Consider the following 25,383-nt stretch of genomic DNA (forward strand, 5'->3'; position numbering starts at 1 on the left):
GTGCTTTCCCCTGTTACGGAGGAAAGCACCTCTTATTGTCTATCACATCAAAGTTCCAGCGACAGACCCAGTTCTTTTATTTTGTCGCGCAGACCGAGAAAATCCGAAAAGGCGTCCTCTTTTTTGCGCGGGTCACGCAGCAGTGCCGCCGGATGCAGCGTGGCCATCATCCAAATGCCGCCTTTTTGTATCCACTGGCCGTGCTGTCGGGTAATTTTTATTTTGGGGTCCATAATCCGCATAGCGGCAATGCGTCCCAGGCAAACGATAATCTTCGGCCGCAGCAGGCGTGTCTGCTCCCGCAGCCAGCCAATGCACTGTTCCTGCTCCTCCGGCAGCGGGTCACGGTTCTTTGGTGGACGGCACTTTATTATATTGGCAATATAAATATTTTTATGCCGGTCCAAATCAATGGCATCCAGATATTTGTCCAGCAGCTGACCGCTGCGCCCAACAAAAGGTTTCCCCTGCAGGTCCTCCTGCTCACCAGGGCCCTCGCCGATAAATAGGACCTTTGCCTGCGGATTTCCTTCCCCAAAGACCAAATTGGTACGCGTTTTGCCCAGCGCGCAGCGTTCACAGCCGCGGCAGGCCTCCTCCAGCTGTTGCCAGTCTTGATACATATTCTTTCCCCCTGTCGCAGCTGAAAGCTGCTTCCTAATTATACTTTTTAGTATAACGCAATCAGGAAAATGTGTAAACATGCAAAACGCTTTTGCCTTTTCTTCGATAACCTAGGAGGCCCTCTCTTTTGAGAAGGCCTCCTCTGCTTTATATTTGCTTTTAAAAATCGACGGGCGAACCATAATAGCAGGCTGTCAATAGCTTTTCCATGTCCTCCTGACTTGGCTGGCGGGGATTGGTGCCGGTGCAGGCGTCGCTGATGGCAAGCTCCGCCACATGATGCAGCTTTTCCTGGAACTCATCCTCCGGCACCATGCCATTTTCATAGTCTTTCAGGGCGTGCGGAATGTGCAGCAATTCATTATAACTGTCAATTTTTCTGCACAGTGCCTGCACAAGGCCCTCTCCGCTGCCGGTAAGTCCCGCTGTGCGGGCAATCGTCGCATAGCGTTCCCGTGCTTCCGGCACTTTTGCATTGTACTGAATCACCTTCGGCAGGTACATGGCGTTGGCACAGCCGTGCACAACATGGCCGTTCCGATAGGCTGCGCCGGTCTTATGCGCCATAGAGTGGACAATTCCCAGCAGAGCATTAGAAAAGGCCATGCCGGCAAGGCACTGTGCATAGTGCATTTGCTCACGAGCTGTCTTGTCACCCTTGCAGGAGGACGGCAAATACTCAAAAACCATTTGAATCGCCTGTAAAGCCAGCGGGTCCGTAAACGGTGAATGCAGGGTGGAAACATAGGCTTCCACTGCGTGTGTCAGTGCGTCCATGCCTGTATAAGCGGTTAGCTTCGGCGGCATAGTTTCCGCCAGCTCCGGGTCAATAATTGCCACATCCGGCGTGATATTAAAATCTGCCAGCGGATATTTAATGCCCTTCTGATAATCGGTAATAACCGAAAAGGCGGTCACTTCAGTAGCTGTTCCGGAAGTGGATGGAATCGCCAAAAAGTGGGCCTTTCGGCGCAGAGTCGGAAAGCTGAACGGCTGCAATAAATCTTCAAACTTTGTTTCGGGATATTCATAAAACACCCACATCGCCTTTGCCGCATCAATAGGGGAACCGCCGCCCATTGCCACAATCCAGTCCGGCTGAAAGTCCTGCATGGTTTTCACACCGCGCAGCACCGTTTCCACGGACGGGTCCGGCTCCACGCCCTCAATTAAACACGTTTCAATATCGGCTTCTTTCAGGTTCTGCAAAACGCGGTCCAAAAAACCGAAGCGCTTCATGGAGCCGCCCCCGATAACAACAGCGGCCTTTTTGCCGGAAAGTTTCTTCAGTTCCTCCAGCGCCCCATGGCCGTAATAAATATCTCTGGGAAGTGTAAAACGCATATTATTTCCTCCTGTCGGCCGTCCCCTACGCAAAGATACGGCCTTTGTTAAGGATTGTTTGCAAAACTTTCCAAAATATGTGTGCAGCAGAGGAACGGTCCATTTTGGACATAAAAAATTGCTGCCCAACGGGCAGCACCAAAGTTTTTTCTTCGGTCAGATGAAAAACATATAATTGCCTTGACTGCGGGCCGCTTCTTCCTGCAGGTCCACAAGCGTAATGCCAGCCAGCACTTCTTCCACTGCTTTTTGCAGACGAGCAGCGACCAAATCCAGCGCCGCTTCCGCGTCCTGTGCATCCGGCCCCAGTGTTTTTCCGGGCCGCTCAAACAGGGCGCTGTCCGTTGCCCGCAGAATGTCCAGCACCCGTATCTGCTCTGGCCGGCAGCTCAGGCGGTAGCCGCCCTGCGCTCCTTTGATAGAAACGACCAGCTGAGAACGCTTCAGAAGTGAAAATACCTGCTCCAAATAAATGTGAGAAATTCCAAGGTCTGCGGACAACCGTGTAACATTTACGATGGTGTCGCTTCCGGCCTGTGCCATACGCAGAAGCGCCGCAATGGCATAGCGTCCTTTTGCAGAAATGCGCATACGACTCCTCCCCTCTATATATTACTATTTCACTACGGTTAATATATTATACAGGATTTTCATATTTGTCAATCATCTTTCCCGCCGATGGTCAATCTTCATTCGGCGTTTTCTCCTGCTGGCGTACGGCTTTATAACAAAAGCAAAGCATTCCTACCACCATGACAGCCGGAAAAGCCGTCGCAGCAAGCAGGCCCTGCCGCAGGCCAAACTCACCGGAACCAAACAGGCCGGTCAGCCATGGGCCCGCGGAACAGCCAATATCGCCGAATACCGCCAAAAGTCCGAACATAGAAGTTCCGCCGTGCGGAAACGAATGAGAAGAAAGTGAATACATTCCCGGCCACATTAGTGACACAGTAAAGCCGCACAGCGCACAGCCCATCAGTGACAGCAGCGGCAGCCGTGCCAGCGCCATCAACACATAACAGCCAGCACAGGAAACACTACACCACAGCAGCACCTGATGCAGGTTCCATTTATCCCCGTACAGGCCATACAGCAGACGTCCCATTCCCTCCAGCAGGGCAAACAGGCAGGGCCCAAGCAGGTCGCCTGTCATTTTTGGCACACCAAGCCCACGCTCAGCGAACAGAGAAGACCACTGGCTCATAGAAAGTTCCGCCGCGCCGGCACACAGCATCAGCACCAAACACAATAGGTACAGCCGGGAATGCAGCAGACTGCTGATGGGCGTTTTCTCTTCCGGCGGAAGTGCCGGTGCCAGCGGCACCCGCAGAAAGCGAATCAAATTGACCGCTGGAATCACTGCCCAACAGATGGGCAGCAGGTACCACTGGCTGCTTCCCAGAAAATGCAGTGCCAGTGTCGTACCGGCAATCACTGCGACCTGCCCCCAACAGTAAAAAGAATGCAGCATACTCATAGAGGAAGACTTGTGCTCACCTGGCAGCGAATCCAAAATCGGACTGACCAGGTCCTCTATCAGGCCGCTGCCCATGCCGCAGCAGACCACAGAAAAGGCGATTCCGCCAAACGGAGAAACCACACGCGGTAAAATACCCATCAGGACCAAACCGCCCGCCGCCAGCAGGTGCGAACCCGTCAGGCAGCGGCGCATACCAATTCGGTCGACAAAAAAGACAGAAAAAATATCCATACATAGCTGTGTCCCAAAATTCAGAACAATCAACTGACTAAGCTGCGCAAAATTCAGGTGATAACTGTCTTGAAACACGGTGAAAAGCAGCGGCGTAAGGCTGTTAATAATCCCCTGGGTAAGATACCCGGAGTAACAGGCCCTTTTTGTTTGCCGCCAGGACCCTTGCATAGGCTTCCCTCCTTCCATAATAAGTATTATACCATATTATTGAAGGCGGTGCCGTTTTGTTACCTTAGAAAATAAAGAAGAGTGGATAAAATTCTATCTTTCCGCAAGTAGCAGACAGCAGAAACAGCCGACAAACTCCGGCCGTTTCTGCTGTCTGCTGTGCGGAAAATTATTTATTTTATTCCAAATTGTTTTGTACCAGCTTGCTTGCCTCGGTCAGGGAACAGCCATGTTCCCGCGCAATGCGTGCCAAATCCTCGTACTCTACTTTTTGGCGATGGACGCCCCAGCCCGTTGCCGCTTTCACGTGCACAGGACCATACACAGTATTGGCGGCCCGCTCCGTACGAGACAGCGTACAGCGGCGGCACAGTGTTTCCCTCACCCCCAGCGTTGTCGTATATTCAAACAGCAAATGTATCATTTCGCTGCGCATTTCCGGACGGCACAGGCAGGTCAGCAGCACCGCAGAGCGGTTTTTCTTCATTCCGATGGCTGTTGTATAGACGTCAAGCGCACCGCCTGCCAGCAGACGTTCCTGGGCAAAACCGAGTGCTTCCGGTGTCATATCATCTAAATTGCAGCGAAGCTCCAGCACTTCTTCCTTGCTGTCCGCCGCTTCACCCAGCATGGCACGCACACAGTTTGCCTGTGAAAAGTCTTTTGTGCCCATGCCGCAGCCAATTTTACTGACCTGCATAACTGGCATATCGCCAAAATCGTTGACGAAGTATTTCAGCAGGGCTGCTCCAGTTGGAGTACACAGTTCCCCTTGTACACTGCCTCCGTATATCGGAATGCCACGCAGCAAAAACGCGGTTGCCGGTGCCGGGACCGGCAGAATGCCGTGTGCACAGTGTACCTCCCCACTGCCAACGTGCACTGGTGACGCTGTAACATGGTCCGGCGCCAGCATATGCATCAGCAGACAGACGCCTGTAATGTCCGCTACCGCGTCCATCATGCCAACCTCATGGAAATGGATCTCACTAACCGGCTGACCATGCGCATGGCTTTCCGCCTCTGCCAGCAGGTCATATACTGCCAGCACGTCTTTTTTAACCGCCGCCGGCAGGTTCAGCCCATTTATCATTTCCTGAATTTCCTGCAGCCTGGTATGATGATGATGTTCTTCCTGTGAGCAGTGTGTGGCCGGTGTACTGCCTGCCGGAACATCTTCTGTTTTTTCCTCTTCACCATGAATGGTTACCCGCATATGAGTGCCGGTAATCCCGCACTTTTCGGCTGGAACAGCTTCCACATGTACACCGGGCAGCCGCAGGCTGTTCATCTTGTCCAGAAACTTCCGCGGCTCCGGCAGCAGTTCCAGCAAAGAAGCCACAAGCATATCTCCCGCCGCACCCATTGTGCACTCCAAATACAGTGTTTTCATTTGTGTCCTCCCATATGATTTATCATACTGGCAAGATAGCCTGCACCAAAACCGTTGTCAATATTGACAACACTGACACCGCTTGCACAGGAGTTCAGCATAGACAGCAGTGCAGAAAGTCCGCCAAAAGACGCCCCGTAGCCAACACTGGTAGGCACGGCAATAACTGGGCAATCCGCAAGACCGCCAATCACGCTTGCCAGTGCCCCCTCCATACCGGCAACAGCGACAATGACATACGCGCTCATAATTTCATCCAAATGTGCCAGCAGTCTGTGCAGTCCGGCAACGCCGACATCATATAAACGGTCAACATGGTTTCCAAGGACCTCAGCTGTCAGAGCCGCTTCTTCTGCAACCGGCATATCGCTGGTCCCACCAGTTGCCACAAGCACGGTGCCCGTTCCGTCTGGTTCCGGTAGTTCCCCAAGGTAGCCGATACGGCTCATTTCGTCATAATGCAGAGGAAGCGTCTGGCTTAAAATTTCCGCTTTTTCTTTGTCTAGGCGGGTAATCAGAATGTTTTTCTGCCCCGCTTTCAGCATTGCCTCAGAAATGCCGGCAATCTGCTCCGTTGTCTTTCCGGCCCCGTAAATGACTTCTGCGATTCCCTGCCGCAGACCGCGGTGATGGTCCAACTTGGCAAATCCCAAGTCCTCAAACGGTTCCATTTTCAACTGCAGCATGGCTTCATCCACACTCATGCTGCAGTTTTGGACATCATGTAAAATGCTTTGTATCTTTTCTTTGTCCAAAAGTCTCACCTTCCCGCGAGGTCCAGCAGGACAGTCTGAAAATATGGATTCAGCTGCCGGCGAATATCCGCTCGCTTCTGTACCGCACGCGTCATCTGGTCCTGCGGGAACTGCAGGCGGGCAGCGTCCGCATACAGACGGACACGAAAATCTGTAAAGCCAAGTTTAAACAGCGCATTTTCAGCCCCCTCCACGCGCCGCAGCAGTTCGGCTGTAATCTGCCGGCCGGCCGGAAAGCGAGTTGCCATGCATGCATATGCCGGCTTGTTCCAAGTGAAAAGTCCCGCTTCCCTAGAAAGCTCCCGAATCTCCGGCTTCGTCAGTCCACACGCCCGCAGCGGGGAACAAACGGAAAGTTCCTGCAGTGCCTTCATGCCCGGACGGTCCGCTACCTGATCCGAAGCGTTTGTGCCGTCTATCAGCAGCGGGCAGCCGTCCGCTTTTGCCCGCTCTTTCAGCACTGTAAACAAAGACTTCTTACAGTAATAACAGCGGTTCTTCGGATTGTCCGTTACCTCCGACCGGGAAAGCAGGTCCAAATGCAGCACCGTAAGCGGTACGTTCAGCTGCTGTGCCAGCCGCTCAGCATCGTCCACCTCAAACTGGGGCTGAAATGCCGTTTTTATAAAATATGGGTGTACTTCCGCACCCGCCTGCACGGCCGCGTACAGCAGATAGGAAGAATCGGTTCCCCCGGAATAGGCCAGCGCGCACTTGGGATGTTCCTTGAAGAACTGCTGCAGTTTCCTGCTTCCGTCTTGTTCCGTCTTTGTTTGCTCGTCAATCATTTGTAACTCCGCCTTTCTTTTTTGCAGTGATTCAGCGGATGCAAAGAGCTGCTTTTTCGTATTCCGCGGCCGCATAAAGCAAAAAAACCATACCCGTTTCTGCGGATATGGCAACCTTCCTGGTTACACACGTGATGAAAAAGCAATTCTTTCTTTTCCATGGAAACGGCTTCTGCCATTTGCAGCTGATTCTTTCAGCTATCTGCGAGTATAGCATTTTGTTGCGGTTTTGTCAATAAAATTTACAGAACAGATCACAAATTCCTGTATAAATTCACCGATTTTAAAGAAGGTCTTTTCGCTGCTCCTGCTTGTGTTTTCCTGCAATCCATGCTATGATTTTATTGTACTGTAGTATGTAAATAAAATAAAAAGCCGTTTCTGACGCCAAAACAAAATTGAGGCGAAAGCAGGGCATTGCTACTCGGAACGATAGCCATATCCTGCACACTGGAGGATATGGCTATTGTTAAAACAAGGAGTACGACAGGACATGACAAATCGGGAGCGAATTGATAATCTAAACCAAAAAAAAGCACTGCCGCGGACAGCATGGGTCACACTTCTGTCCACCTTTACGGCGGAAGACCAGGAATATGCGCGCACGCTTGCCCAGACACTTGCCGTCCAAAAATTTGGGAAACAGATTTTTTACCGCGGCATTATCGAATTCACAAATATCTGTAAAAATGACTGCATTTACTGTGGCATCCGGCGCTCCAACACGGCCGTTTCCCGCTACCGCCTGACCAAAGAGGACATTCTCGCCTGCTGTGCGGCGGGGTACGAATATGGGTACCGCACCTTTGTCCTGCAGGGCGGCGAGGACGTCTACTTTAATGACGACCGTATGACAGATATTGTCAGCAGCATTCATAGTGCTTACCCTGACTGTGCCATTACGCTTTCGCTGGGAGAACGCAGCCGTGAAAGCTACCAGAAGCTTTTTGACGCGGGTGCCGACCGCTATCTGCTGCGCCATGAAACGGCCAATAAAGCCCACTACGGCAAGCTGCACCCTGCACAGATGTCCTTTGACCACCGAATGCAGTGCCTGCGGGAACTCAAAGAAATTGGCTACCAAACCGGCTGCGGCATGATGATTGGCTCTCCATACCAAACTGCAGAAGACCTTGCGGAGGATATGGCATTTCTTTATGACTTTCAGCCGGAAATGGTGGGTATGGGACCGTTCATTCCTCACAAGGACACGCCGTTCCGTGACTATCCGGCGGGCCGGCTGGACTTGTGCCTGTTTTTGCTGAGCCTTACTCGTCTGATGCTGCCGGACGTCCTGCTGCCCGCCACAACAGCGCTTGGCACCATTCACCCACAGGGTCGAGAACTTGGCATTCTCTCCGGTGCCAACGTCATTATGCCGAACCTCTCTCCCACTTCTGTGCGGAAGCAATATATGCTTTACAACAATAAAATCTGTACCGATGAGGGCAGCGGACAGTGCCGTTTCTGCCTTGGCAGACGGTTTTCATCCATCGGTTATCAAACTGTTGTTTCCCGCGGCGATTATCAAAAGCAATAAAAGGAGCTGCCTTTTGTGGGCAGCTCCTTTTATTTTATATTGGTTGCAATCAGCGGCAGATACAAAGAAAGGCCGTACACAGAAACACGTTCTGCTGTACAGCCTTTGCCTTGATGTGAGTGTCCTTATGGCGTTTATTCAAAAAGGCGGCGGCGGTAAAATGTACGTCCACCGCACCAGCAATGGTAAGCATATTCCGCAGTACACTTGCGGAGCGTACAGCAAAACCTCCGTTGGTACGCGCTGCCCCACCCAGCACCGCATTAACGCCTAGGTTGTGACAACCCTCATTTCCGATACGCTCCGCGCTATCGCGGACTACTCCAAAAATGACCAGCCCGAGTTTATTAAGGCTATGCAGAAAACGCAAGGCCAACGGAGCACAAAAACGATATGAGGACCAAAATCAAGGCGGTGAAAAAGGCCGTTCTACGCGCCGAGGATACGGCAAAAGGGGAATTTATCCCTGTTGGTAGCCTGCCTTAGGGAACCACAAATAGCCGCAAATCACCCCCCATGCCGCCACCCTGCACGTTCTTTGTAATTAAAATGCTTCAAAGTAAATGTAAATTTTATACTCCCCCATTGACATAGATGTTTATTTGCGATATACTAAACGCGTATTAAACGTGTTTAGTATGGAGGGAGCTTTTTGTGGAAAACGAGAGCGTAAAAGAACAGCTTATTCAAGCAACTGTCAAGTTGCTGCTTGAAACAAATGATGCAAGCAAAATAACGGCACGGCAAATTGCATCAGAGTCCAAAGCAAATTTAGGAATGATAAACTATTACTTCACCTCTAAAGATGCACTTGTGCATACCGCAGTCAATCGTCTGATAGAAGAAAGAGGAATTCAGTTAAAGGAGATTATGAACGGCGATACCCCATCCAAGCAAAAACTAATTGATTTCTTAATAAAATTGTCTGATATAACCATTGAGTATTCACAATTTACCAAGGCAACGATTCCTTATACTTTGTTGAAACGTGAGATTGAGGAACCATACTATATTCTTCCGATGATTAAGGATTGCTTTGGTGACAGGAAATCAGAAACAGAGTGCAGAATTATTGCTTATCAACTAACGTCATTTTCTCAAGTGGTTTTTTATCGGTCAACTGATTTTAAGAAATATACCGGCATCGACATTATGGATAAAGTACAAAGAGATGCTTTGTTTCATTCACTTATCAACATTTTCGGTCTTTAAGGAGAACTAATTATTATGAAAAGTATGGGTATTATTTCAATTCTTTTGATTGCGTGTGCAATGCTATGTGGACTTTGGATGAAATTCGGTCCTGGCGAAAAAGACGCAAGTTTTCATGGGTTACTTTCGATTGGAACACTTGTGTTTTGCCTTGTAACAATCATTCTTTTTATGTTTAAAAGATAGGAATCAATCTGGAGGTGTGCCATGAACGTAGATGATATGTCAGTTATCCAAGAGCCAGACGCACAGACACAGAGCCGATAACCAATGAGAATGATACTCGTGGTTGTCGGCTCTTTTTCGTAGAAGGATTGCCATGTTTTCAATGCTTTCAAAAACTGTCCAATTGAAAAAGGACTATATTATCACAATTTGCCTGTAATGCGGTAACTTTTTGTTACGGCCAAATACAAAAATACAGCTATGCCCGATTGAGATTTAATGAATTTCAGTCGGGCATAGCTACATATATAGACCCTCGTTGCCGTTCCCCCATTCAGACCCAAAAATCCGAATGGAGGAACGGTTATGGAGATAACCATAAAAATTGACGGATAAGTTCTGTCCGTAGAAGTATCCGTTAAGGTCTATGAATATCTTGACCAAGCCAAGCACAAACAGCGCCGCCATTGGGACGGACGCGAGTTTGACGAATACATTGCCGCCTATGAGTGCAGCCAGAGCTACTACGAAACACCGGAGGATTGGTTCTATCGGAAAGAAGCCATGCATGGAAATTCAATGCCAACGTTTTCCACTTTTTACTCTGGACGGACTAAGCTATTCTGATATTGGGAAGCGGTACGAAAGAAGTGTAAAGATTTTTTTTGAAAACACGGCTCCACAGAACATAAGTTTTAGGGCTAACCAAGTGAAGGACATTTGCCCTATCACATAAACAAACGAGGCAGACAGTTTTAAGCTGTCTGGAGGTTTGCCGTATGCCCACCATCAATCCGCGCAAGCATTATCCGTTTCTCAATGAGGACTGTTTCGTTGAGGTCAGCGACGAAGTTACCGAAGCCTTTCTTTTAAGCTACTCGTCAGGAAAACGATTACCACCAAAGGACATATCGGCACAAAGCCTACTATTCTCTGGACCACAGCGACGGTATATGGTAATTTTTCGCTGGGCAAGTTGAATATATCATGTAAAGGAGCATATTCCTTTCCACAAATCTGCCGTTTAATAAAACGACATCATTCATAGACGTGGAATTACGGCTGAAGAGCGGAAAGGCTATTAGTAGAGCTGGAACATATAAAATTATGCAAAAAACATGCTTAGCTTACTATTGATTTCTTTGAGCGATAATACTATAATTATGTTAATCTTCCATAATTAAATAGGCATTTTCCCTAAAATCAAGCCAAAAATTATTTAATTTAAATCGGGTGTACTCCTGAAAATGTGGCACACTGATAAATGCCGCAAATCTGGATTACCATAATAGATCCTTTTAAAGGAGGTCAAATTTATGAATAGTCCCGAAAAAAGCAAAAAGTATCTGCTTGGCACGGACGAGTCACAGCAATGGATGAAAAAGTATTTTTTCAATCCAAGAGGTATCGGCTTCCTTGAACCCGGTTTGGATGCATTGGACAGTGCAGCGCTAAGTGCCTACAACATTGCCAAATCGTCCTATCAGATTCATCCTGAGGTTTTCAACATGGAATACCTATCTAAAACCCTTTCAATTAGTAAGGACGAAATCATCAAACGGATGAAGCGAATGTATCAGGATCGCCTGATTATGTTCGTGATGAATCCGGCTGTTCAGGTCAGCGGTTGGGGCTTGTATTATTGGATCGTAAAGCTGCACGATGGCACTTCTCCGGAAACAAAAGAAAAATTGGCCAACTGGTTTCAGAATAAAGATGATATCTGCACAGGGTATCAGACAAAAGGCGACTTTGATTTCTTCAACGGCAATCATATGAGGGTATTGGACAATCTGCTTTCCGATGTTATTGAGCCGTGGAGGCATAATCCCGAAGTCGAGTACGTGCATCTTTGTCCGGTCAGAAGAGACTTGAGAGAAAGTCATATCAACATGTGGGATGCACCGGATGACGATTACCGTGAGTGCGTATTCGGAGACGGGCAGCTCGAAAAGTTAGCGAAAATCCAGAATAAAATGGATCTTACCGATCTCAAAATAGTGGCGGCGTTGAATGCCAAGAGACCAATGGAGCAGGTCTATGATTTCAATGTACTGTCGGAGATTTCCGGGCTTGATCCTAAAGATATGCTCACCGGCATCAAATCGATTGTCGAGGACAAACGTACTGTTCTTCCTCTGTTCTATCTGGATTATGCCAACCTCGGGCTTACAAATCATATGTTTGTAATTCGTACGTTCCAGAATCTCCCGTGCGTCCGCAAGGCCGAAATAGCGGACGAACTGTCGAAGATTAAGGAATTCAATACGGTGCTTGAATTTACGGATTCGTTCTATGATATATCCGTTTGGGCCTATAACGAGATATCCGATATCAAGGCACTCCGAGAAAAGCTGTATTCTTACAGCGAGATTGAAACCGTATTGGAAGCCGACAGCGACAGGCAATTCAGAAGATGGGTCTGCAGGCTGGATAATAAAGACGACCTTTGGGAAGAGTGCGTTTTCACCGATGATTTTCTTGAAGACAGGACAGTTAAAAATAATAATTGTGCCTGCCGCTTTCTAAGCAAAGAGGAGGAAAAGTAAATGAAAATCGAGAATGCGCGCAAATATGTTGTTGACAACTTGAAATATGCGTTGAACCCTTCCTCTATTGCGGTTGTCGGTGCCTCAAGGCATACAGGCAAGGTCGGTTATAAAGTGATTGAAGGCCTTCAGAAATGGGGATACAAAGGAAAAATCTTTCCCGTCAATCCCAGGGCCAACTACATAGCGGGATTGAAGGCGTATCCGACCGTTTCCGACATTCCCGAGCCGGTGGACTTGGTATTTGTCGCAGTGCCGGCGCATCTTGTCAAAATGATCCTTGAGCAAACAGTTGCTAAAAAAGCGAAAATGGTAGTTATTGCTACCAGTGCATTCAAGGAAATTGGAAGAGGTGATATGCAGAATAACCTCACCGAATACTGCCGCACTAATAAGCTTCCGATGATAGGTCCTAATCTCGTCGGCATGGGGAGTCCGTATCTGCACTTTAACTGCGGCTTTATTCCTTATCTTCCGGTGAAGGGCCCGGTGGCAATGATTTCACAGTCGGGAGCCAACCTGCTGGCGGCGTTGGGTACATCCCAGATGCTTCATTACGGAATGAGCTTTTTCGTAGGCCTTGGGAACAAAGCGGATGTCGATTTCTCCGAATTTATCATGTATGCCAAGGATGACAAGCAGACAAAATGCCTGGCAACATATATTGAAGGGCTTGATTCCCCTGAGGCTTACATCAAGGCCTGCAACGAGGTCGTACCATACAAACCTGTCGTCGCGATAAAAGTCGGTGGATCAAAGATTGGTGTCAAGGCTGCGTTTGCTCATACGGCATCTGAAAATGAGGGTACAAATGACGAATACTATGATAAAATCTTTGAAAAGGCAGGTGCCATTCGGGCGACAACATGGCAGGAATATCTTGATATTTCGCTGGCTCTCGGATTACAACCTGCGCTAACAAGCGATAACGTCGTGATGATTACAAACGGAGGCGGTTCCGGCCTGCTTTCCTGCGACCACTTTGAAAGATGCGGCATGCCGATGCGGGAGCTGAAGGACATCTCACCCATGCTTGTGGACCGTATCCGGGCTTATATGCCGATGTTTGGCTCACCGCTCAACCCTGTCGATATCTCAGGAACCGCTTCTCCAAAGCAGTATAAGGGCGCTATCACGCAGGCAATTTGCGACCCGAATGTCAGTTGCGTATACGGCTCCATCTGCCCTACCGCTGTAACGGACGTCGACGCCGTGACGGATATTTATATCGATATTTACAAACAGTATAAGCATTTGGGCAAGCCACTTATCATGGAGTGTCAGGGCGGCGAAGAATGCAGCAAATCTATTATAAAACTGAGAGATAACGGAATTCCTGCTTATCCAACTGCTGAGCAGGCGGTTAATGCAATCGTAGCGCTTCGGAAATATGCAAAGATCAAGGAACGCTTTGCAAAATAGCGGTTTAGTGCTATGGGCAAACTGAACATTTCGGAGATAAGCTTGATTGTTCATTATGCCTATACCCTGTTGCTGCTGAGTTTTTAACTGTCTATAGGTTTGGCTAGGTCTACAAATAAAAATACACAAATACAAAGCTCTGTAACGGCAATGCTTTTATGCCGTTGCAGGGCTTTATATTTTGATAAAAAAGTCCTTGACAATTCGTCTCTGGCAAGACAGTAAAGCGGCGCAAGAATAGCCCCGTTCGACATTCAGGAGTTGCGTGACCTGGCGGCTTATAACGAGTCGGATCTGGACACGCTGGGCGACCGCAAGACCACCCTGTTCATCATTATCTGAGATAACGATGACACCTTTAATTTTTTAGTTTTGATGGCCTATACACAGCTTTTCAACCTGTTATGCGAAAAGGTGGACGGCGTGTACGGCGGGCGCTTGCCCGTCCATGTCCAGTGCCTGCTCGACGAATTTGCCAACATTGGGCAGATCCCCAAGTTTGAAAATCTGACTGCCACCATCCGCAATCGTGAAATCTCGTCCTGCCTTGTTTTGCAGGCGCAGAGCCAGCTCAAGGCCCTGTACAAAGACAACGCCGACACGATCATTGGAAACTGCGACAGTACCATCTTCCTCAGCGGTACGTGCATTCTCCAGCTTCGCGGCGTCCGGCTCTTCCTTTCGGACAAGTACGACATCACAAAGCATCCGAACTACAAGTACCTGTCCGACTATGATCCCCACAATGCTTTTCCTATCGAAAAGTTTCTGTCCACCCAATTAAAAACCGAAACCGGACGATGTGTTCAACACGTATTCCGTTGACCTCTCCGGGCACCTGAAAGCCGCAGAATAGCGGCTTTTTCATATATGCAACTTAAAAAAAGAGGTAATATAATGGGCAAGTTCTATAGGGAAACAAGTAATAGTCTAAAGACAGACAGTCAACAGAGTGGTAATGGTCAGGAAACGAGGCTAAAAGGACTTGACATCCGCACTACAATAAGCTATCCTACTATGCAGTGCAATGTAGTTGAAAGCAGGTGGTAAAGTGTTTGACAAATCACAGCTTATGCGGGGAACATTGGAGGGCTGTATCTTAAAGATTACCAGCCTCAAAGCGACATACGGATATGAGATAATGGAGAATTTACGTTCTTTTGGTTTTGATGAAATAAAGGAAGGTACAATATATCCTTTACTCATCCGATTGGAAAACAAAAGCTATATTACATCTGAATTTCGGTCATCTCCGCTGGGGCCAAACAGAAAATATTATTCCATTACATCGGAAGGCGTTCATTATTTGCATGACTTTGAAAAATATTGGGGTCGCGTTTCTATATCAGTCAATAAAATATTGAATTGGGAGGCAATGTAATATGAATCTGGAAAAAGAGCTTAGAAAAGAAAATAACAAAAAAGATAAGCTACTGACGAAGGAGAACGACAGATTATTAACAGATATTATTGTTTATCTCCATTCGGGAAATCTATGCGAATACGACATTGAAATCATTCGCAAAGAGCTACTTGGAATGGCCTTGGAGGCACAGGTGCGAAATGACGATTTAAGAAATGTTGTCGGGGAGAATTACAAAACATTTTGTGATGAACTCATGAAAAGTGGACGGCAAAAAACAAAATACGAAAAAGCGTTAGAATGGTCATATATTTTAGTTTCCGGTATTGGTATCCTGTTCCTGTATGAATTTATTTCTGCTGGAATACTGGTAGGAATAAAAACAGGATGGAACAATCTTACTTTGGAAATGCCTGTATCATGGGGCTTTGCATTATCTACCGCCTGCTGCGTGCCTGCCGCGTTCATGATTTTCTACTTTATCAGCAGAAACTCGTTTGATATGAACTTATGGAAATATAAGATTCTATTTGGCTGCCTTGTGGGGTTCTCCTTTGCCGCTATCCTGCTCATCAGAATTTTTATGGGTAAAATGCTTTTATGCACAGTCAATGTTATTTATCCGTTAATACTAATCGCCGCCCTATATGTTCTAGTCAAAATTCTGGAAACAAGGCATACCAACTATCTGGCACAAACGCATAAATAATGCAGTTGAAAGGAAAATTCCACTTTCCGCGGACAGTCAGGGACAAACAGAGGAAATCGGTGAAGGCTTTCCGGATATAACTATTCTTCCGGCTCTTGCGGAAGCTCTAAAATGCCAAGTTCAAAAAACAAATTAAGCAGTAAGAGACGAAAATCACTCAGGACATGGCAAATATAAGAGTATGTCTTGTCAAACAAAAAGCACAGGTTTGGTGGGATACTTTCCCTATTGTAAAAGTTGCAGACATGATCCTCCAAGCTTGTGGACCTTTTCCAGAAGGACACGGAGCTGCACCGCGTCATGACCGCCAAGCCGCAGGAAGTAACAAAATAGTCTATCCGTGTATTCTGTTTTTCATGCGAGAGTGATATAATGGAAAAAATCACTGCGAGGTGTTTTTATGCCATATCCAGAATTGAAGCATTGGAAAGCGCTGCTTATCGTTACATCCATTCTTTGTGTCATTCCTTTGATTTTAAGCCTATTTCTTTGGAATCAGCTCCCCGACCCTTTACCGACCCATTGGTCAAGCACCTGGGTTCCCGATTCGTGGAATGCAAAAGCTCCCTATCTGTTTCGAGTTTCGGCAGCTATGCTCCTTTTCAATGTGCTGTTTAATCTCGGAGCCAACCAATATTATAAAAAAGGAGATTTTTCAAAGGTACTCGCTTACATTTTCTGCTTTATAATCCCGGTCGTTTCCGTCATGCTCGTTGGCAGTACGCTATATTTCTCTTTAAAAATCACATAATTTCAGATTTGACCCGCCTATTGTGGCGGGTTTTTTCATGCCCAAAAGGAGGGACGTGCCGACCCTGTATTAAAAGAGTCTATCTGCAGAGTGCAAAAAGAGGCGGTAAAAGCTGATCGCACACAGGTGAAAATCCCGAAAAAGACTGTTTTCAAGCGACACGCTGTTGACCCAGCGGCAAGGTCACGATGCACCTGAAACTTGAGGAAGATTTGTCCCATCTTCCCATTTCCATTATGAACGAAGATCAGGTCGGCGTGTACTCGATGTACATGTCCACGCTCTGCAACCGGCCCGACCTGTTCCCTTCGTTGGTCTATCCGAACGCATCCACCGTCAAGAAACCCACGGAGTACGACATTCCCCCGGATGCGACGGCGGATGCGCGGTTTGCCGCCATGGTCATGGACACGATAGCATACCGGCTTGTTTTGAATAAGTCGGTATGTTAAAATATTTCATATTACGGTTTTCCGTTTATGGACGAGAAGGTGAATTAATTTGAATTTGAGATTGGCTAATATTAGCGATTTACCGAAACTCAAAGCTGTGTATGGAAACATAATTGATAATATGAACAGAAACAACATATCAATTTGGGACGATATCTATCCATGCGAGTTTTTTAGCGATGATATTGAAAATAATCGCCTTTATCTATTGGTCGAGGAGCATGACATTATAGTTGCAGCGTTCGCATTGTGTGAATCAAATGCCGGAGAAGGTTATGTGAAATGGGAAAACACCCATAGCAAAGCATTATATCTTGATCGCCTTGGAGTCAATGTTGATTATTCAAGGCAGGGAATCGGCAGCATGATGCTTAAGCACGCTATTATGCTCACTAAGCAAAAAAATGCACTGGTACATCCGGCGCGTCAGCAAAGGGAGAGCGCGGTTGCGGCGGCGCTCTCCGACCAAAACCGTGTTATCCTCGCAAAGTTCAAGAAATAAGGTGGCATATTATGGTTGACATGACCCTGCTTGGGCAACTTAGAATGCTGTGCAGCTGTCCGGCATGATTATCCCCGATACTTCACGCTATTGGCTGCGGCTGGCGGCTATGGTGCGCCCTACCGCTTCCTATATTGTCAAAGGAGGGTGGACATACCATGCTGACATAAAGCGCTTATACGCTGGCACAGGCCATAAAACGTTGGGGCAAAGACTTCACCATCGCACGCTTCGGCACAAACGAATACGGGTAGCCCATCGGAAATATTCCGGTGGGATTTTTTCGCGGGCTCTAAGTTATGAGGCCCCGTCCACACAAGATAAAAATATGTGGTGAATATTCACATTAGAGGTAATACAAAGTAACCCCCAGCAGGCAACTGTTTTCAAGCCGTCCACTGAGGGCATTTTTTATGTATTTTTTCAAAAAAACCCTGTCCCGACCTCCCCGGCGGTGTCAGAACAGAATTCGAGTTGCATTTGATGTTTAAAACGGTGTATTCGTGGTATTGATGCGAGTACTAAAGTACAGCATTCTGTACTCAAAAAGGCAGAAAAAATGCGGCCTCACGGGAAAATCCCATGAAACCGCACTTTCTATCTTGGTGCGAGGGGAGGGACTTGAACCCTCATGAAATTGCTTTCACATGGACCTGAACCATGCGCGTCTGCCAATTCCGCCACTCTCGCATCTTATTCGCCCTTCGTGCCGACGACTTATATATAATATCACAGGCTTTTTGTATTGTCAACTATTTTTTTGAAAATTTTTGTCGCAAATTCTTTTTACAAATTTTATGAAAAAGGCTTTACAAATGTTAAAACACGTGGTATAGTAAATCCAGTATTTTAAAGCACGATTTGATTCACATGGTATTGTAAATCAACGTTCGTTTTTGATTTACGGTCCATGTGTTTTTTTCTTTGCAGAGAAATACAGACGCTAATTAACTAGTCAATTTTGTCAAGGAGGTACCTCAATAATGGGTGCAAACACTGGTACAGTAAAATGGTTTAACGAAGCTAAGGGCTATGGTTTCATTTCTAACGACGACGGCAGCGGCGATGTATTCGTACATTTCTCCGCTATCCTCGGCGAAGGATTCAAAACTTTGACCGAAGGCCAGAAGGTTTCTTATGACATCGAGCCTGATCCGAAGAACAGCAGCAAGTCCCGCGCTGCTAACGTTCAGCCTCTGTAAGGTCGACACCATTTACGGCGGAAGGCGAAAAGCTTTCCGCCGTTTTTTTGTGTTTTTTCCAGCAAAGCACTACAAAAGCAATCCCTCTTTTCTTTTTTACAAAAATCCAGTATACTAAGAAGAAACAGCAGACGAAGTCCGTCCTGCAAAGGGGAAAAAGAAATGGTTGGTTCTATTCTGGGGGATATTGCCGGCTCCCGCTTTGAGTTCAGCCGTCCCTCCGGCTTTAACTGGCGCACGGAAAAACTGTTCGTTCCGGAGTGTCGCTATACAGACGACACCGTTATGACCGTTGCCAGCAAATACGCAATTTTAAACGGCTGCAGCTTTTCCAGCGCATACCACACCTTCGGAAAACGGTATCCGCACGCCGGTTACGGCGCTATGTTCCAGGACTGGCTCACTTCCGCCGCACGGCGTCCCTACCTAAGCTGCGGCAATGGCTCCGCCATGCGTGCCGGTGTTATCGGTGAATTTTACGATACTCTGGAAGAAGCAGAGGCCAAGGCCGCCGAAAGCGCCGCCTGCACCCATAACCACCCGGAAGGCATTAAGGGCGCTGAAGCCGCTGCCGTCGGTGTTTTTCTCGCACGAAAAGGATTTCAAAAATCGGAGATTCGCCGCACGATTCAAAAGCGATACGGCTACTGCCTATCCATTCCGCTGGCTGTACACCGGCCGTTCAGCCGCATTCGTCTTACCTGCCAAGCCACCATGCCGCTGGCTTTTACCTGCTTTTTGGAAAGCACCAACTATGAAAGCTGCATTCGGAATGTATTCAGCTGCCTGTGTGATACGGACACCGTTGGCTGTATTGCGGGCGGCATAGCAGAAGCCTACTATGGCACAACCGGCTTTGATGACAGCCGCCTGCTGCGCCAATACCTGCTGAAACCCGGGCGAGACGGACAGATTGACACATTCCTGTATCACTGGGCAGTTGCCGCCCTGCCCGGTGGCCCAAAGGAGGACCAAACATCTTGATTATTAAAACCTATCAATCTGAGGCAGTCCTCAAAATACTGCAGCAGGGCCGCACCTACCACGCGCATAGGAACCTGCGGCTTCAGGCCGCCTATCAGGGACTGATTCACCTGCTGGGTCTGCACTGCGAAGCACCGGTGTTCGGCTATCTAAGGGGGCACAAAGGCTGTACAAACGGGAAAATCAGCGGCAGTATCCTGCTGACACTGAAAGTACCGGCCGACTGCGTATGGCTGACCGAATACAGTGTCTGGGCCGACTATATGTATTGTGTTCTGCACTATGCCTCCCAGAATTACACGCACTTGCTTCCAAATGAAGAGTTTACAGCACGTCAGTTTCATGACCTGCAAATACAGCTGAAAACGCAGCGCAGTCCCTCCAATTATCAGGTGCCGCAGGCGATTTTGGAAAAAATAAAGCCGGAGTGGCTGGTCAGCTATATTGACTGTCGCCGGCTGCCGCCGCTGCGTCGTTTTTTGCTGAAATTGCTTCACCGCTGATGAGATGATTTGTTTGCTTTAAAATTTTGACAGCAGCTTTTTAACTATGTCACCATTTTTGGTGCAAAACTGCTGTTCCCCGTTTTCACCCAACAAAAAAGGGCACCCAGCTGCCGTAACGGCAGCACCGGGTACCCTTTTTATTCTGCACAAGAGACAAAAATTTATTTTACCATGCTTGCAACTTCTGCTGCAAGGTCATCTTTGCGCTTTTCAATGCCTTCACCTGTTACAAAGCGGGCGAAATCACTGATTGCAATCTTGCCGCCCAAAGTCTTGCCAACGGAAGCAACATACTTGCTGACAGAGGTTTTGCTCTCCTTGACATATTCCTGGTCAACCAGGCAGATTTCCTTGAGAGCCTTCTTCACCTTGCCGGTAATCATTTTTTCAATGACATTGTCCGGTTTACCAGATTCAGCAGCCTGCTCACGGGCAATCTTTGCTTCACGGTCCAGAACGCTCTGTGGAACATGGGCGTCGTCCAGGAACTGCGGATTCATAGCAGCAATCTGCATACCGATGTTCTTGCCCATTTCGGCGAATTCCGGCTTAGCAGCAATTTCATCTGTCGTGTCAAAGTTGACAAGAACACAAATCTTACCGCCTGCATGAATATAGGAAGCAACGTGTCCCTCCATGCGGACAAAGCGGCGGACCTTGATGTTTTCGCCGATAGTCAAAATCTTTTCTTTCAGGATTTCATCGACTGTCTGGTCGCTGCCAGCAGCCTTGCACTTCATCAGAGCATCCACATCTGCCGGATTCTCCTTCAGAATGGTATCCGCGCAGATATTGACAAACTCCTGGAAAGAAGCGTTCTTAGCCACAAAGTCGGTTTCTGCATTTACTTCAACAGCGACACCGGTTTTGCCGTCTGCACTGGCCTTGGCAAAAGCCATGCCTTCAGCAGCAACACGGTCCGCTTTTTTGCTTGCAGTTGCCAGTCCTTTTTCACGCAGGAAATCCAGCGCTTTTTCCATATCTCCGTCGGAAGCGGTCAGTGCCTTTTTGCAGTCCATCATGCCGCAGCCGGTTTTATCACGCAGTTCTTTTACGTCCTTTGCTGTAAAAGCCATATTGATTCATCCTCCGATTGATTATTGAGAAAATAAACGGTTCCAAAAAGGAATTTTACTTTTCAGCAGCCTTGGAGGCCTGTGCAGCCGTATCCTTGTCTTCTCCGTCCTTGCCCTGCTGGCCCTCGTGGCCTTCCAGAATGGCGTTGGCCATCGTCGCGGAAATCAAACGAACCGCACGGATAGCATCATCGTTGCCCGGGATAACATAGTCAATTTCGTCCGGGTCACAGTTGGTATCAACAATAGCGATAATCGGGATATGCAGCTTGCGTGCTTCTGTAACAGCAATATGCTCTTTGCGCGGGTCAACAATAAACAGGGCACCCGGCAGAGTCTTCATATCTTTAATACCGCCCATAAACTTTTCCAGTTTAGCGATTTCCAGTGTCAGCTTGGCAACTTCCTTCTTCGGCAGCAGGTCGAAAGTACCGTCTTCCTTCATAGCCTGCAGCTGATTCAAACGGTCAATGCGGCGGCGAATGGTACGGAAGTTCGTAAGCATGCCGCCCAGCCAACGGGCATTCACATAGAAAGCGCCGGCACGCTCTGCTTCCTCGCGGATAGAGTCCTGTGCCTGTTTCTTTGTGCCGACAAACAGCACACTCTTGCCCTGTGCGGAAAGCTCACGGACAAAGTTGTAAGCTTCTTCCAGCTTGCGAACGGTTTTCTGCAGGTCAATAATGTAGATACCATTGCGCTCGGTGAAGATGTAAGGCTTCATCTTTGGGTTCCAACGACGGGTCTGATGGCCGAAATGGACACCGGCTTCGAGCAGTTGTTTCATAGATACGACTGACATAATTTGTTTCCTCCTTGGTTATTCCTCCGCTGCGCTTTTCGTGCAGAGTATCTGCCGACCGGCAGACACCGCTCCACACAGCGTACAGCGTGCGAATTAAAAAAATTTTTCTGCATTCGCAGACAAAATATAGTATAACAGAATCCGGCAAAAAATACAAGAAAAATGTGTGTTTGATTCCACCATGCAAATAGAAAAAAGGACAGCGACAAAAGATACTGTCCGCCGCCCCCTGTCATGCTCTCTTTGTTTAGGTTGTACATCCATCTTTGACTGGTGCCAGCAGAATCGGCTCCATTTGGCGGCCGTGCAGTGCCGCTTCCACCGCCCGCGGCAGCAGTGTAAAATCCGCCACCACGGAAGATGGTTTTTTCTCGTGGTCATCCTGCCGGAAAGGTGTAAAATACACATATTTTACGTTCAGCAGACGACCGATATTTTGTGCGGAGGCCGCCAGCGCGTCATTGGTTGCAATGGTCAACAAAACCGGACGGTGCACCCGCAGATTAGACTTTGCTGCCATGGTAACCGCTGTGTCGGTAATTCCGTTTGCCAGCTTCGCCAGCGTATTTCCTGTACATGGTGCTATAACCAAAAGGTCCGCCATCTTTTTCGGCCCAATTGGTTCCGCAGCCGGAATCGTGCGAATCGGTTCCCTTCCGGTAATGTCCTTTACCTGCTGCAAAAAGTCAGTGGCTTTTCCAAAGCGGGTGTCCGTGCCGGCTGCTGTTTCACTCATAATGGGCAGAATTTCATATCCCAATTCCTTTAAAACACGCATCTGTTCCAAAGCACGGCTGAATGTGCAGAAAGAGCCGCACATGGCGAACCCTAAAACAGTCTTCCCCACTCCTCTCACTCCCTCATCATCTGATAAACCGTCTGTTTGATAATCTCTCCTGCGGCACGCGGTGCCACCTTTGCCGGCAGGGAGAACGCATGGAGCGCGCGCAACCCTAATTTTTGTGCTGCCGGCATATCAACACCGCCCGGCGACGAAGACAAATCAATCAGAAGCATACCGTGTGGAAAAGCCGAAAGCACATGGCGGGTAAAAATCAGTGCCGGAACCGTATTGAATACAATGTCATAGCTACCGCCGTCCTCCAGCTTTTCAATCGGCACAGGACGGCAGCCGGCGGCCTCCACCAGCGCGGCTGTTTCTGACCGGCGAACCGTCACGGAAACCGTGGCTCCCAGCGCCCGCAGGCGCGGTGCCAGTTGGCTGCCGATGCGCCCAAAACCGGCCACCAGACAGCGGCTGCCGCAAAGCGTGCCTGGATATTCCCGCATAGCAAACTCCAGCGCACCCTCAGCCGTAACGGCCGCGTTGCGCAGGGCAAAGTCCTCCCTTGCATAGTAGTCCTCCATAGGAACGTCCTCCAACTGTGGGCAGGCGGCCAGTGCGCGCCCCAGCATTCCTCCATACACCCGGTGTCCTTCCAGTGCTTCCACAAAAGTTTCGTCCAGTGGAATCGGATACTCAGCGTATTCGGCTTTTACATTCTTGCCGTCAATCGTGACCGGCAGGGGCAGCAGCAGTGTACCGCACATGGCTGCTGTACGGCGCAGGTCTGCCTTTTTGATATCTGTATCTAAAAATTCTGCATTCTCAAATCCGCAGGTCACAACCGTGAATCCATCGCCAGCGATGGATTCCGCCAGAGCAAGCTGCCGCCGGTCGCCGCCCAGGATACCAAAACTGCTACTATTAATTCTCATAACGGATTCCCTCCAGATTCATGTACCATAGTATGGAAACAGCAGAAGGATTGTGCCCAGCGGAAATAGGAAAACCGCATTTTCCTGCAGATTGTAGCTTGCAAAAAGGGTGGAAAATGGTTATGATAAGAAAGGTTTTTGACCATGTTCGCAATCCATGTTTCCCGCTTACATATTTAAAGGAGTTGTTCATTCCCATGAAGGAGATTCACGATATACTTTCTCAGGTTAAAAAAGTCCATTTTGTCGGCATCGGCGGCAGCGGCATGTGCCCGTTGGCAGAAATTCTCATTCACCGCGGTTATGAAGTTTCCGGTTCTGACAACGCGGAATCCGATACCCTGCAGCGCATTCGCTCTTATGGCATTCCGGTATATATGGGACAAAAAGCGGAAAATGTGCAGGGAAAAGAATTGGTCGTCTATTCGGCAGCTATCAAGTCGGATAATCCGGAACTGGCCGCTGCCCGCAAGCTGAACATTCCCTGCATTGAGCGCAGCGTTCTGCTGGGCATGGTAACCAGCCGCTACCCTAAAAGCATCTGTGTGTCCGGCACACACGGCAAAACGACCACCACGGGACTGATTACCTCTGTTCTGCTGGATGCAGGAGCGGACCCATCCGCTGTCATTGGCGGCAATCTGCCGAAAACCGGCACCAATGGCCGTGCCGGTTCCTCTGATAAAATTGTTGTCGAGTCCTGCGAGTATGTCAACACTTTTCTGCAGCTGCACCCCTACCTTGCAGTTATCCTGAATATTGACAATGACCATCTAGATTACTTTAAGACGGTTGACAACATTATCCACTCTTTCCGTCAGTTTGCAAAGCAAACCTCCGATGTACTGGTTGTCAACGGTGATGACGCCAACACACGCAAGGCAGTCGAAGGCCTGACGCATGCCAAAATCATCACTTTTGGCAAGGGGGAACACTGCGACTATCGCGCCGTCAATATTCAGGACACCAAAGCCGCACGGGAACGTTTTGATGTCATGAAGGACGGAAAAATCATCAATGAAATTACGCTCTCCATTCCCGGCAAGCACAACATTTATAACGCACTGGCTGCCTACGCCGTGTGTGACCTAATGGGCATTCCGGCTGAACAGCTGCAAAAGAGCCTGAAAGCCTTTACCGGTGTGCACCGCCGGTTCGAGATGCTGGGTACATATGAAGGTGTCACCGTTGCGGACGATTTCGCCCATCATCCCACAGAACTGACCGCTACGCTGACTGCTGCTATGCACATGGGCTTCCACAATGTATGGGCGGTTTTTCAGCCGCACACCTACAGCCGCACGGCGCTGTTGTTGGACGACTTTGCCAAGGCACTGACCATTCCTGACCATGTGATTATTTCCGAAATTCTGGCTGTACGTGAAACCAACACATACAACATCTATGCGGAAGACCTTGTGAAAAAGGTACCGGGCGCTGTCTACCGTAAAACATTCCCGGAAATCGCCGACTATGTGATGGAACACGCAAAGTCCGGCGACCTGATTCTCACTATGGGCGGCGGGAATGTCTATCAGTGTGCAAATTTGATTGTGGACCGCTATAAATCCCGCCAGACAGCTGCAGAAAAATAAAAGAAAAGAAAAGGCCGGCAGGAAATAATATTTCCTGCCGGCCTT

At 48.3% G+C, this 25,383-nt stretch carries 27 protein-coding genes, 1 tRNA gene and 1 pseudogene; 16 read left to right on the forward strand and 13 right to left on the reverse strand.

The features are described from left to right. Positions 1-47: 47 nt before the first annotated feature. The 7 genes from GJQ69_RS07885 to larE all read right to left on the reverse strand — a co-directional run bounded on the left by GJQ69_RS07885 (position 48) and on the right by larE (position 6,786). Positions 48-623, reverse strand: coding sequence for a uracil-DNA glycosylase (locus GJQ69_RS07885; protein ID WP_086035274.1), 576 nt, complete (start codon positions 621-623; stop codon positions 48-50). A 160-nt stretch (positions 624-783) separates the two neighbouring features. Beyond that, positions 784-1,968: an iron-containing alcohol dehydrogenase gene (locus GJQ69_RS07890; RefSeq protein WP_086035273.1), complete on the reverse strand. Its 1,185-nt coding sequence runs from the start codon at positions 1,966-1,968 to the stop codon at positions 784-786. A gap of 156 nt (positions 1,969-2,124) precedes the next feature. Beyond that, positions 2,125-2,559, reverse strand: a complete 435-nt coding sequence (locus GJQ69_RS07895; RefSeq protein ID WP_086035272.1) for an RrF2 family transcriptional regulator — start codon at positions 2,557-2,559, stop codon at positions 2,125-2,127. Between the two features lie 91 nt (positions 2,560-2,650). Continuing rightward, positions 2,651-3,868 (reverse strand): MFS transporter, encoded by a 1,218-nt coding sequence (locus GJQ69_RS07900; protein WP_338031344.1) that lies wholly within the window; start codon positions 3,866-3,868, stop codon positions 2,651-2,653. Between the two features lie 160 nt (positions 3,869-4,028). Next, entirely contained in the window at positions 4,029-5,243 is a 1,215-nt protein-coding gene (gene larC, locus GJQ69_RS07905; protein ID WP_174193451.1) for a nickel pincer cofactor biosynthesis protein LarC, read from the reverse strand. Then, complete coding sequence (larB, locus tag GJQ69_RS07910; RefSeq protein WP_404352878.1) at positions 5,240-5,947, reverse strand: nickel pincer cofactor biosynthesis protein LarB; 708 nt, start codon at positions 5,945-5,947, stop codon at positions 5,240-5,242. Before larB ends, larC begins: the two co-directional genes overlap by 4 nt. A gap of 56 nt (positions 5,948-6,003) precedes the next feature. Then, positions 6,004-6,786 carry an ATP-dependent sacrificial sulfur transferase LarE gene (gene larE, locus GJQ69_RS07915; protein WP_086035268.1) on the reverse strand — a complete coding sequence of 261 codons (783 nt, stop codon included), beginning with the start codon at positions 6,784-6,786 and terminating at the stop codon, positions 6,004-6,006. A 493-nt stretch (positions 6,787-7,279) separates the two neighbouring features. Here larE and hydE point away from each other — a divergent pair, with 493 nt between their 5' ends. Then, the gene (hydE, locus tag GJQ69_RS07920; RefSeq protein WP_086035266.1) at positions 7,280-8,326 is read left to right on the forward strand and encodes a [FeFe] hydrogenase H-cluster radical SAM maturase HydE; all 1,047 of its coding nucleotides are present in this window, start codon (positions 7,280-7,282) and stop codon (positions 8,324-8,326) included. 49 nt (positions 8,327-8,375) lie between these two features. On the opposite strand, the gene GJQ69_RS09965 is transcribed toward hydE, so the two are convergent. Beyond that, positions 8,376-8,696, reverse strand: a complete 321-nt coding sequence (locus GJQ69_RS09965; protein ID WP_174193453.1) for a hypothetical protein — start codon at positions 8,694-8,696, stop codon at positions 8,376-8,378. A gap of 284 nt (positions 8,697-8,980) precedes the next feature. Between GJQ69_RS09965 and GJQ69_RS07930 the strand changes: the two genes are divergently transcribed. The 11 genes and pseudogenes from GJQ69_RS07930 to GJQ69_RS07980 all read left to right on the forward strand — a co-directional run bounded on the left by GJQ69_RS07930 (position 8,981) and on the right by GJQ69_RS07980 (position 17,451). After that, entirely contained in the window at positions 8,981-9,538 is a 558-nt protein-coding gene (locus GJQ69_RS07930) for a TetR/AcrR family transcriptional regulator (RefSeq protein ID WP_086035265.1), read from the forward strand. Positions 9,539-9,553: 15 nt separating this feature from the next. Further along, entirely contained in the window at positions 9,554-9,724 is a 171-nt protein-coding gene (locus GJQ69_RS07935; RefSeq protein WP_157658894.1) for a hypothetical protein, read from the forward strand. Positions 9,725-10,482: 758 nt separating this feature from the next. Continuing rightward, on the forward strand, positions 10,483-10,683 hold the full coding sequence (locus GJQ69_RS07940) for a hypothetical protein (protein WP_174193455.1): 201 nt from the start codon (positions 10,483-10,485) through the stop codon (positions 10,681-10,683). Between the two features lie 336 nt (positions 10,684-11,019). Then, positions 11,020-12,252 carry an AsnC family transcriptional regulator gene (locus GJQ69_RS07945; RefSeq protein ID WP_086035263.1) on the forward strand — a complete coding sequence of 411 codons (1,233 nt, stop codon included), beginning with the start codon at positions 11,020-11,022 and terminating at the stop codon, positions 12,250-12,252. Continuing rightward, positions 12,253-13,674, forward strand: coding sequence for an acetate--CoA ligase family protein (locus GJQ69_RS07950; RefSeq protein WP_086035262.1), 1,422 nt, complete (start codon positions 12,253-12,255; stop codon positions 13,672-13,674). It abuts the gene before it with no gap. 228 nt (positions 13,675-13,902) lie between these two features. Next, positions 13,903-14,530, forward strand: a pseudogene (locus tag GJQ69_RS07955) (type IV secretory system conjugative DNA transfer family protein); the annotation flags it as partial. Between the two features lie 195 nt (positions 14,531-14,725). Further along, entirely contained in the window at positions 14,726-15,055 is a 330-nt protein-coding gene (locus GJQ69_RS07960) for a PadR family transcriptional regulator (protein ID WP_086035261.1), read from the forward strand. 1 nt (position 15,056) lies between these two features. Next, entirely contained in the window at positions 15,057-15,746 is a 690-nt protein-coding gene (locus tag GJQ69_RS07965; RefSeq protein ID WP_086035260.1) for a hypothetical protein, read from the forward strand. A gap of 400 nt (positions 15,747-16,146) precedes the next feature. After that, a complete protein-coding gene (locus GJQ69_RS07970; RefSeq protein WP_086035258.1) occupies positions 16,147-16,497 on the forward strand; it encodes a DUF1648 domain-containing protein in 351 nt (116 codons plus the stop codon). 188 nt (positions 16,498-16,685) lie between these two features. Beyond that, a complete protein-coding gene (locus GJQ69_RS07975) occupies positions 16,686-16,949 on the forward strand; it encodes a hypothetical protein (RefSeq protein ID WP_174193457.1) in 264 nt (87 codons plus the stop codon). Between the two features lie 49 nt (positions 16,950-16,998). Then, positions 16,999-17,451, forward strand: coding sequence for a GNAT family N-acetyltransferase (locus GJQ69_RS07980; RefSeq protein WP_086035257.1), 453 nt, complete (start codon positions 16,999-17,001; stop codon positions 17,449-17,451). A 603-nt stretch (positions 17,452-18,054) separates the two neighbouring features. Here GJQ69_RS07980 and GJQ69_RS07985 read toward each other — a convergent pair. Further along, positions 18,055-18,141, reverse strand: a tRNA-Leu gene (locus tag GJQ69_RS07985). Between the two features lie 293 nt (positions 18,142-18,434). On the opposite strand from GJQ69_RS07985, the gene GJQ69_RS07990 reads away from it, so the two are divergent. The 3 genes from GJQ69_RS07990 to GJQ69_RS08000 all read left to right on the forward strand — a co-directional run bounded on the left by GJQ69_RS07990 (position 18,435) and on the right by GJQ69_RS08000 (position 20,140). After that, positions 18,435-18,653: a cold-shock protein gene (locus GJQ69_RS07990; protein ID WP_086035256.1), complete on the forward strand. Its 219-nt coding sequence runs from the start codon at positions 18,435-18,437 to the stop codon at positions 18,651-18,653. A gap of 162 nt (positions 18,654-18,815) precedes the next feature. Continuing rightward, positions 18,816-19,637: an ADP-ribosylglycohydrolase family protein gene (locus GJQ69_RS07995; protein ID WP_174193466.1), complete on the forward strand. Its 822-nt coding sequence runs from the start codon at positions 18,816-18,818 to the stop codon at positions 19,635-19,637. Then, on the forward strand, positions 19,634-20,140 hold the full coding sequence (locus GJQ69_RS08000; protein ID WP_174193469.1) for a hypothetical protein: 507 nt from the start codon (positions 19,634-19,636) through the stop codon (positions 20,138-20,140). Before GJQ69_RS07995 ends, GJQ69_RS08000 begins: the two co-directional genes overlap by 4 nt. A 164-nt stretch (positions 20,141-20,304) precedes the next feature. Here GJQ69_RS08000 and tsf read toward each other — a convergent pair whose 3' ends face one another. From tsf to GJQ69_RS08020, 4 genes are all read right to left on the reverse strand, one after another. Beyond that, positions 20,305-21,219, reverse strand: a complete 915-nt coding sequence (tsf, locus tag GJQ69_RS08005) for a translation elongation factor Ts (RefSeq protein ID WP_174193471.1) — start codon at positions 21,217-21,219, stop codon at positions 20,305-20,307. 55 nt (positions 21,220-21,274) lie between these two features. Beyond that, a complete protein-coding gene (gene rpsB, locus GJQ69_RS08010; RefSeq protein ID WP_086035253.1) occupies positions 21,275-22,021 on the reverse strand; it encodes a 30S ribosomal protein S2 in 747 nt (248 codons plus the stop codon). 250 nt (positions 22,022-22,271) lie between these two features. Beyond that, positions 22,272-22,871 carry a dipicolinate synthase subunit B gene (locus GJQ69_RS08015; protein WP_274379838.1) on the reverse strand — a complete coding sequence of 200 codons (600 nt, stop codon included), beginning with the start codon at positions 22,869-22,871 and terminating at the stop codon, positions 22,272-22,274. A 5-nt stretch (positions 22,872-22,876) separates the two neighbouring features. Further along, positions 22,877-23,743, reverse strand: a complete 867-nt coding sequence (locus tag GJQ69_RS08020) for a dipicolinate synthase subunit DpsA (protein WP_236849673.1) — start codon at positions 23,741-23,743, stop codon at positions 22,877-22,879. Between the two features lie 197 nt (positions 23,744-23,940). Here GJQ69_RS08020 and murC point away from each other — a divergent pair, with 197 nt between their 5' ends. Next, complete coding sequence (gene murC / locus GJQ69_RS08025; protein ID WP_086035251.1) at positions 23,941-25,338, forward strand: UDP-N-acetylmuramate--L-alanine ligase; 1,398 nt, start codon at positions 23,941-23,943, stop codon at positions 25,336-25,338. Positions 25,339-25,383 lie beyond the last annotated feature (45 nt).

Origin of the sequence: Caproicibacterium lactatifermentans, assembly GCF_013315815.1 — a bacterium.
Lineage (GTDB): Bacteria > Bacillota > Clostridia > Oscillospirales > Acutalibacteraceae > Caproicibacterium > Caproicibacterium lactatifermentans.

What these genes read in the sequence shown, in the direction of transcription:
- GJQ69_RS07970 (WP_086035258.1), top strand. Translation starts at nt 16,147, where the DNA reads ATGCCATATCCAGAATTGAAGCATTGGAAAGCGCTGCTTATCGTTACA.
- GJQ69_RS07965 (WP_086035260.1), top strand. Translation starts at nt 15,057, where the DNA reads ATGAATCTGGAAAAAGAGCTTAGAAAAGAAAATAACAAAAAAGATAAG.
- larE (WP_086035268.1), bottom strand. Translation starts at nt 6,786, where the DNA reads ATGATTGACGAGCAAACAAAGACGGAACAAGACGGAAGCAGGAAACTG.
- GJQ69_RS08020 (WP_236849673.1), bottom strand. Translation starts at nt 23,743, where the DNA reads ATGAGAATTAATAGTAGCAGTTTTGGTATCCTGGGCGGCGACCGGCGG.
- GJQ69_RS07890 (WP_086035273.1), bottom strand. Translation starts at nt 1,968, where the DNA reads ATGCGTTTTACACTTCCCAGAGATATTTATTACGGCCATGGGGCGCTG.
- GJQ69_RS07895 (WP_086035272.1), bottom strand. Translation starts at nt 2,559, where the DNA reads ATGCGCATTTCTGCAAAAGGACGCTATGCCATTGCGGCGCTTCTGCGT.
- larB (WP_404352878.1), bottom strand. Translation starts at nt 5,947, where the DNA reads ATGAGTGTGGATGAAGCCATGCTGCAGTTGAAAATGGAACCGTTTGAG.
- GJQ69_RS07950 (WP_086035262.1), top strand. Translation starts at nt 12,253, where the DNA reads ATGAAAATCGAGAATGCGCGCAAATATGTTGTTGACAACTTGAAATAT.
- GJQ69_RS07935 (WP_157658894.1), top strand. Translation starts at nt 9,554, where the DNA reads ATGAAAAGTATGGGTATTATTTCAATTCTTTTGATTGCGTGTGCAATG.
- GJQ69_RS07945 (WP_086035263.1), top strand. Translation starts at nt 11,020, where the DNA reads ATGAATAGTCCCGAAAAAAGCAAAAAGTATCTGCTTGGCACGGACGAG.
- GJQ69_RS07975 (WP_174193457.1), top strand. Translation starts at nt 16,686, where the DNA reads ATGCACCTGAAACTTGAGGAAGATTTGTCCCATCTTCCCATTTCCATT.
- GJQ69_RS07885 (WP_086035274.1), bottom strand. Translation starts at nt 623, where the DNA reads ATGTATCAAGACTGGCAACAGCTGGAGGAGGCCTGCCGCGGCTGTGAA.
- rpsB (WP_086035253.1), bottom strand. Translation starts at nt 22,021, where the DNA reads ATGTCAGTCGTATCTATGAAACAACTGCTCGAAGCCGGTGTCCATTTC.
- larC (WP_174193451.1), bottom strand. Translation starts at nt 5,243, where the DNA reads ATGAAAACACTGTATTTGGAGTGCACAATGGGTGCGGCGGGAGATATG.
- GJQ69_RS07995 (WP_174193466.1), top strand. Translation starts at nt 18,816, where the DNA reads ATGGTTGGTTCTATTCTGGGGGATATTGCCGGCTCCCGCTTTGAGTTC.
- GJQ69_RS07990 (WP_086035256.1), top strand. Translation starts at nt 18,435, where the DNA reads ATGGGTGCAAACACTGGTACAGTAAAATGGTTTAACGAAGCTAAGGGC.
- GJQ69_RS07940 (WP_174193455.1), top strand. Translation starts at nt 10,483, where the DNA reads ATGCCCACCATCAATCCGCGCAAGCATTATCCGTTTCTCAATGAGGAC.
- GJQ69_RS07900 (WP_338031344.1), bottom strand. Translation starts at nt 3,868, where the DNA reads ATGGAAGGAGGGAAGCCTATGCAAGGGTCCTGGCGGCAAACAAAAAGG.
- murC (WP_086035251.1), top strand. Translation starts at nt 23,941, where the DNA reads ATGAAGGAGATTCACGATATACTTTCTCAGGTTAAAAAAGTCCATTTT.
- hydE (WP_086035266.1), top strand. Translation starts at nt 7,280, where the DNA reads ATGACAAATCGGGAGCGAATTGATAATCTAAACCAAAAAAAAGCACTG.
- tsf (WP_174193471.1), bottom strand. Translation starts at nt 21,219, where the DNA reads ATGGCTTTTACAGCAAAGGACGTAAAAGAACTGCGTGATAAAACCGGC.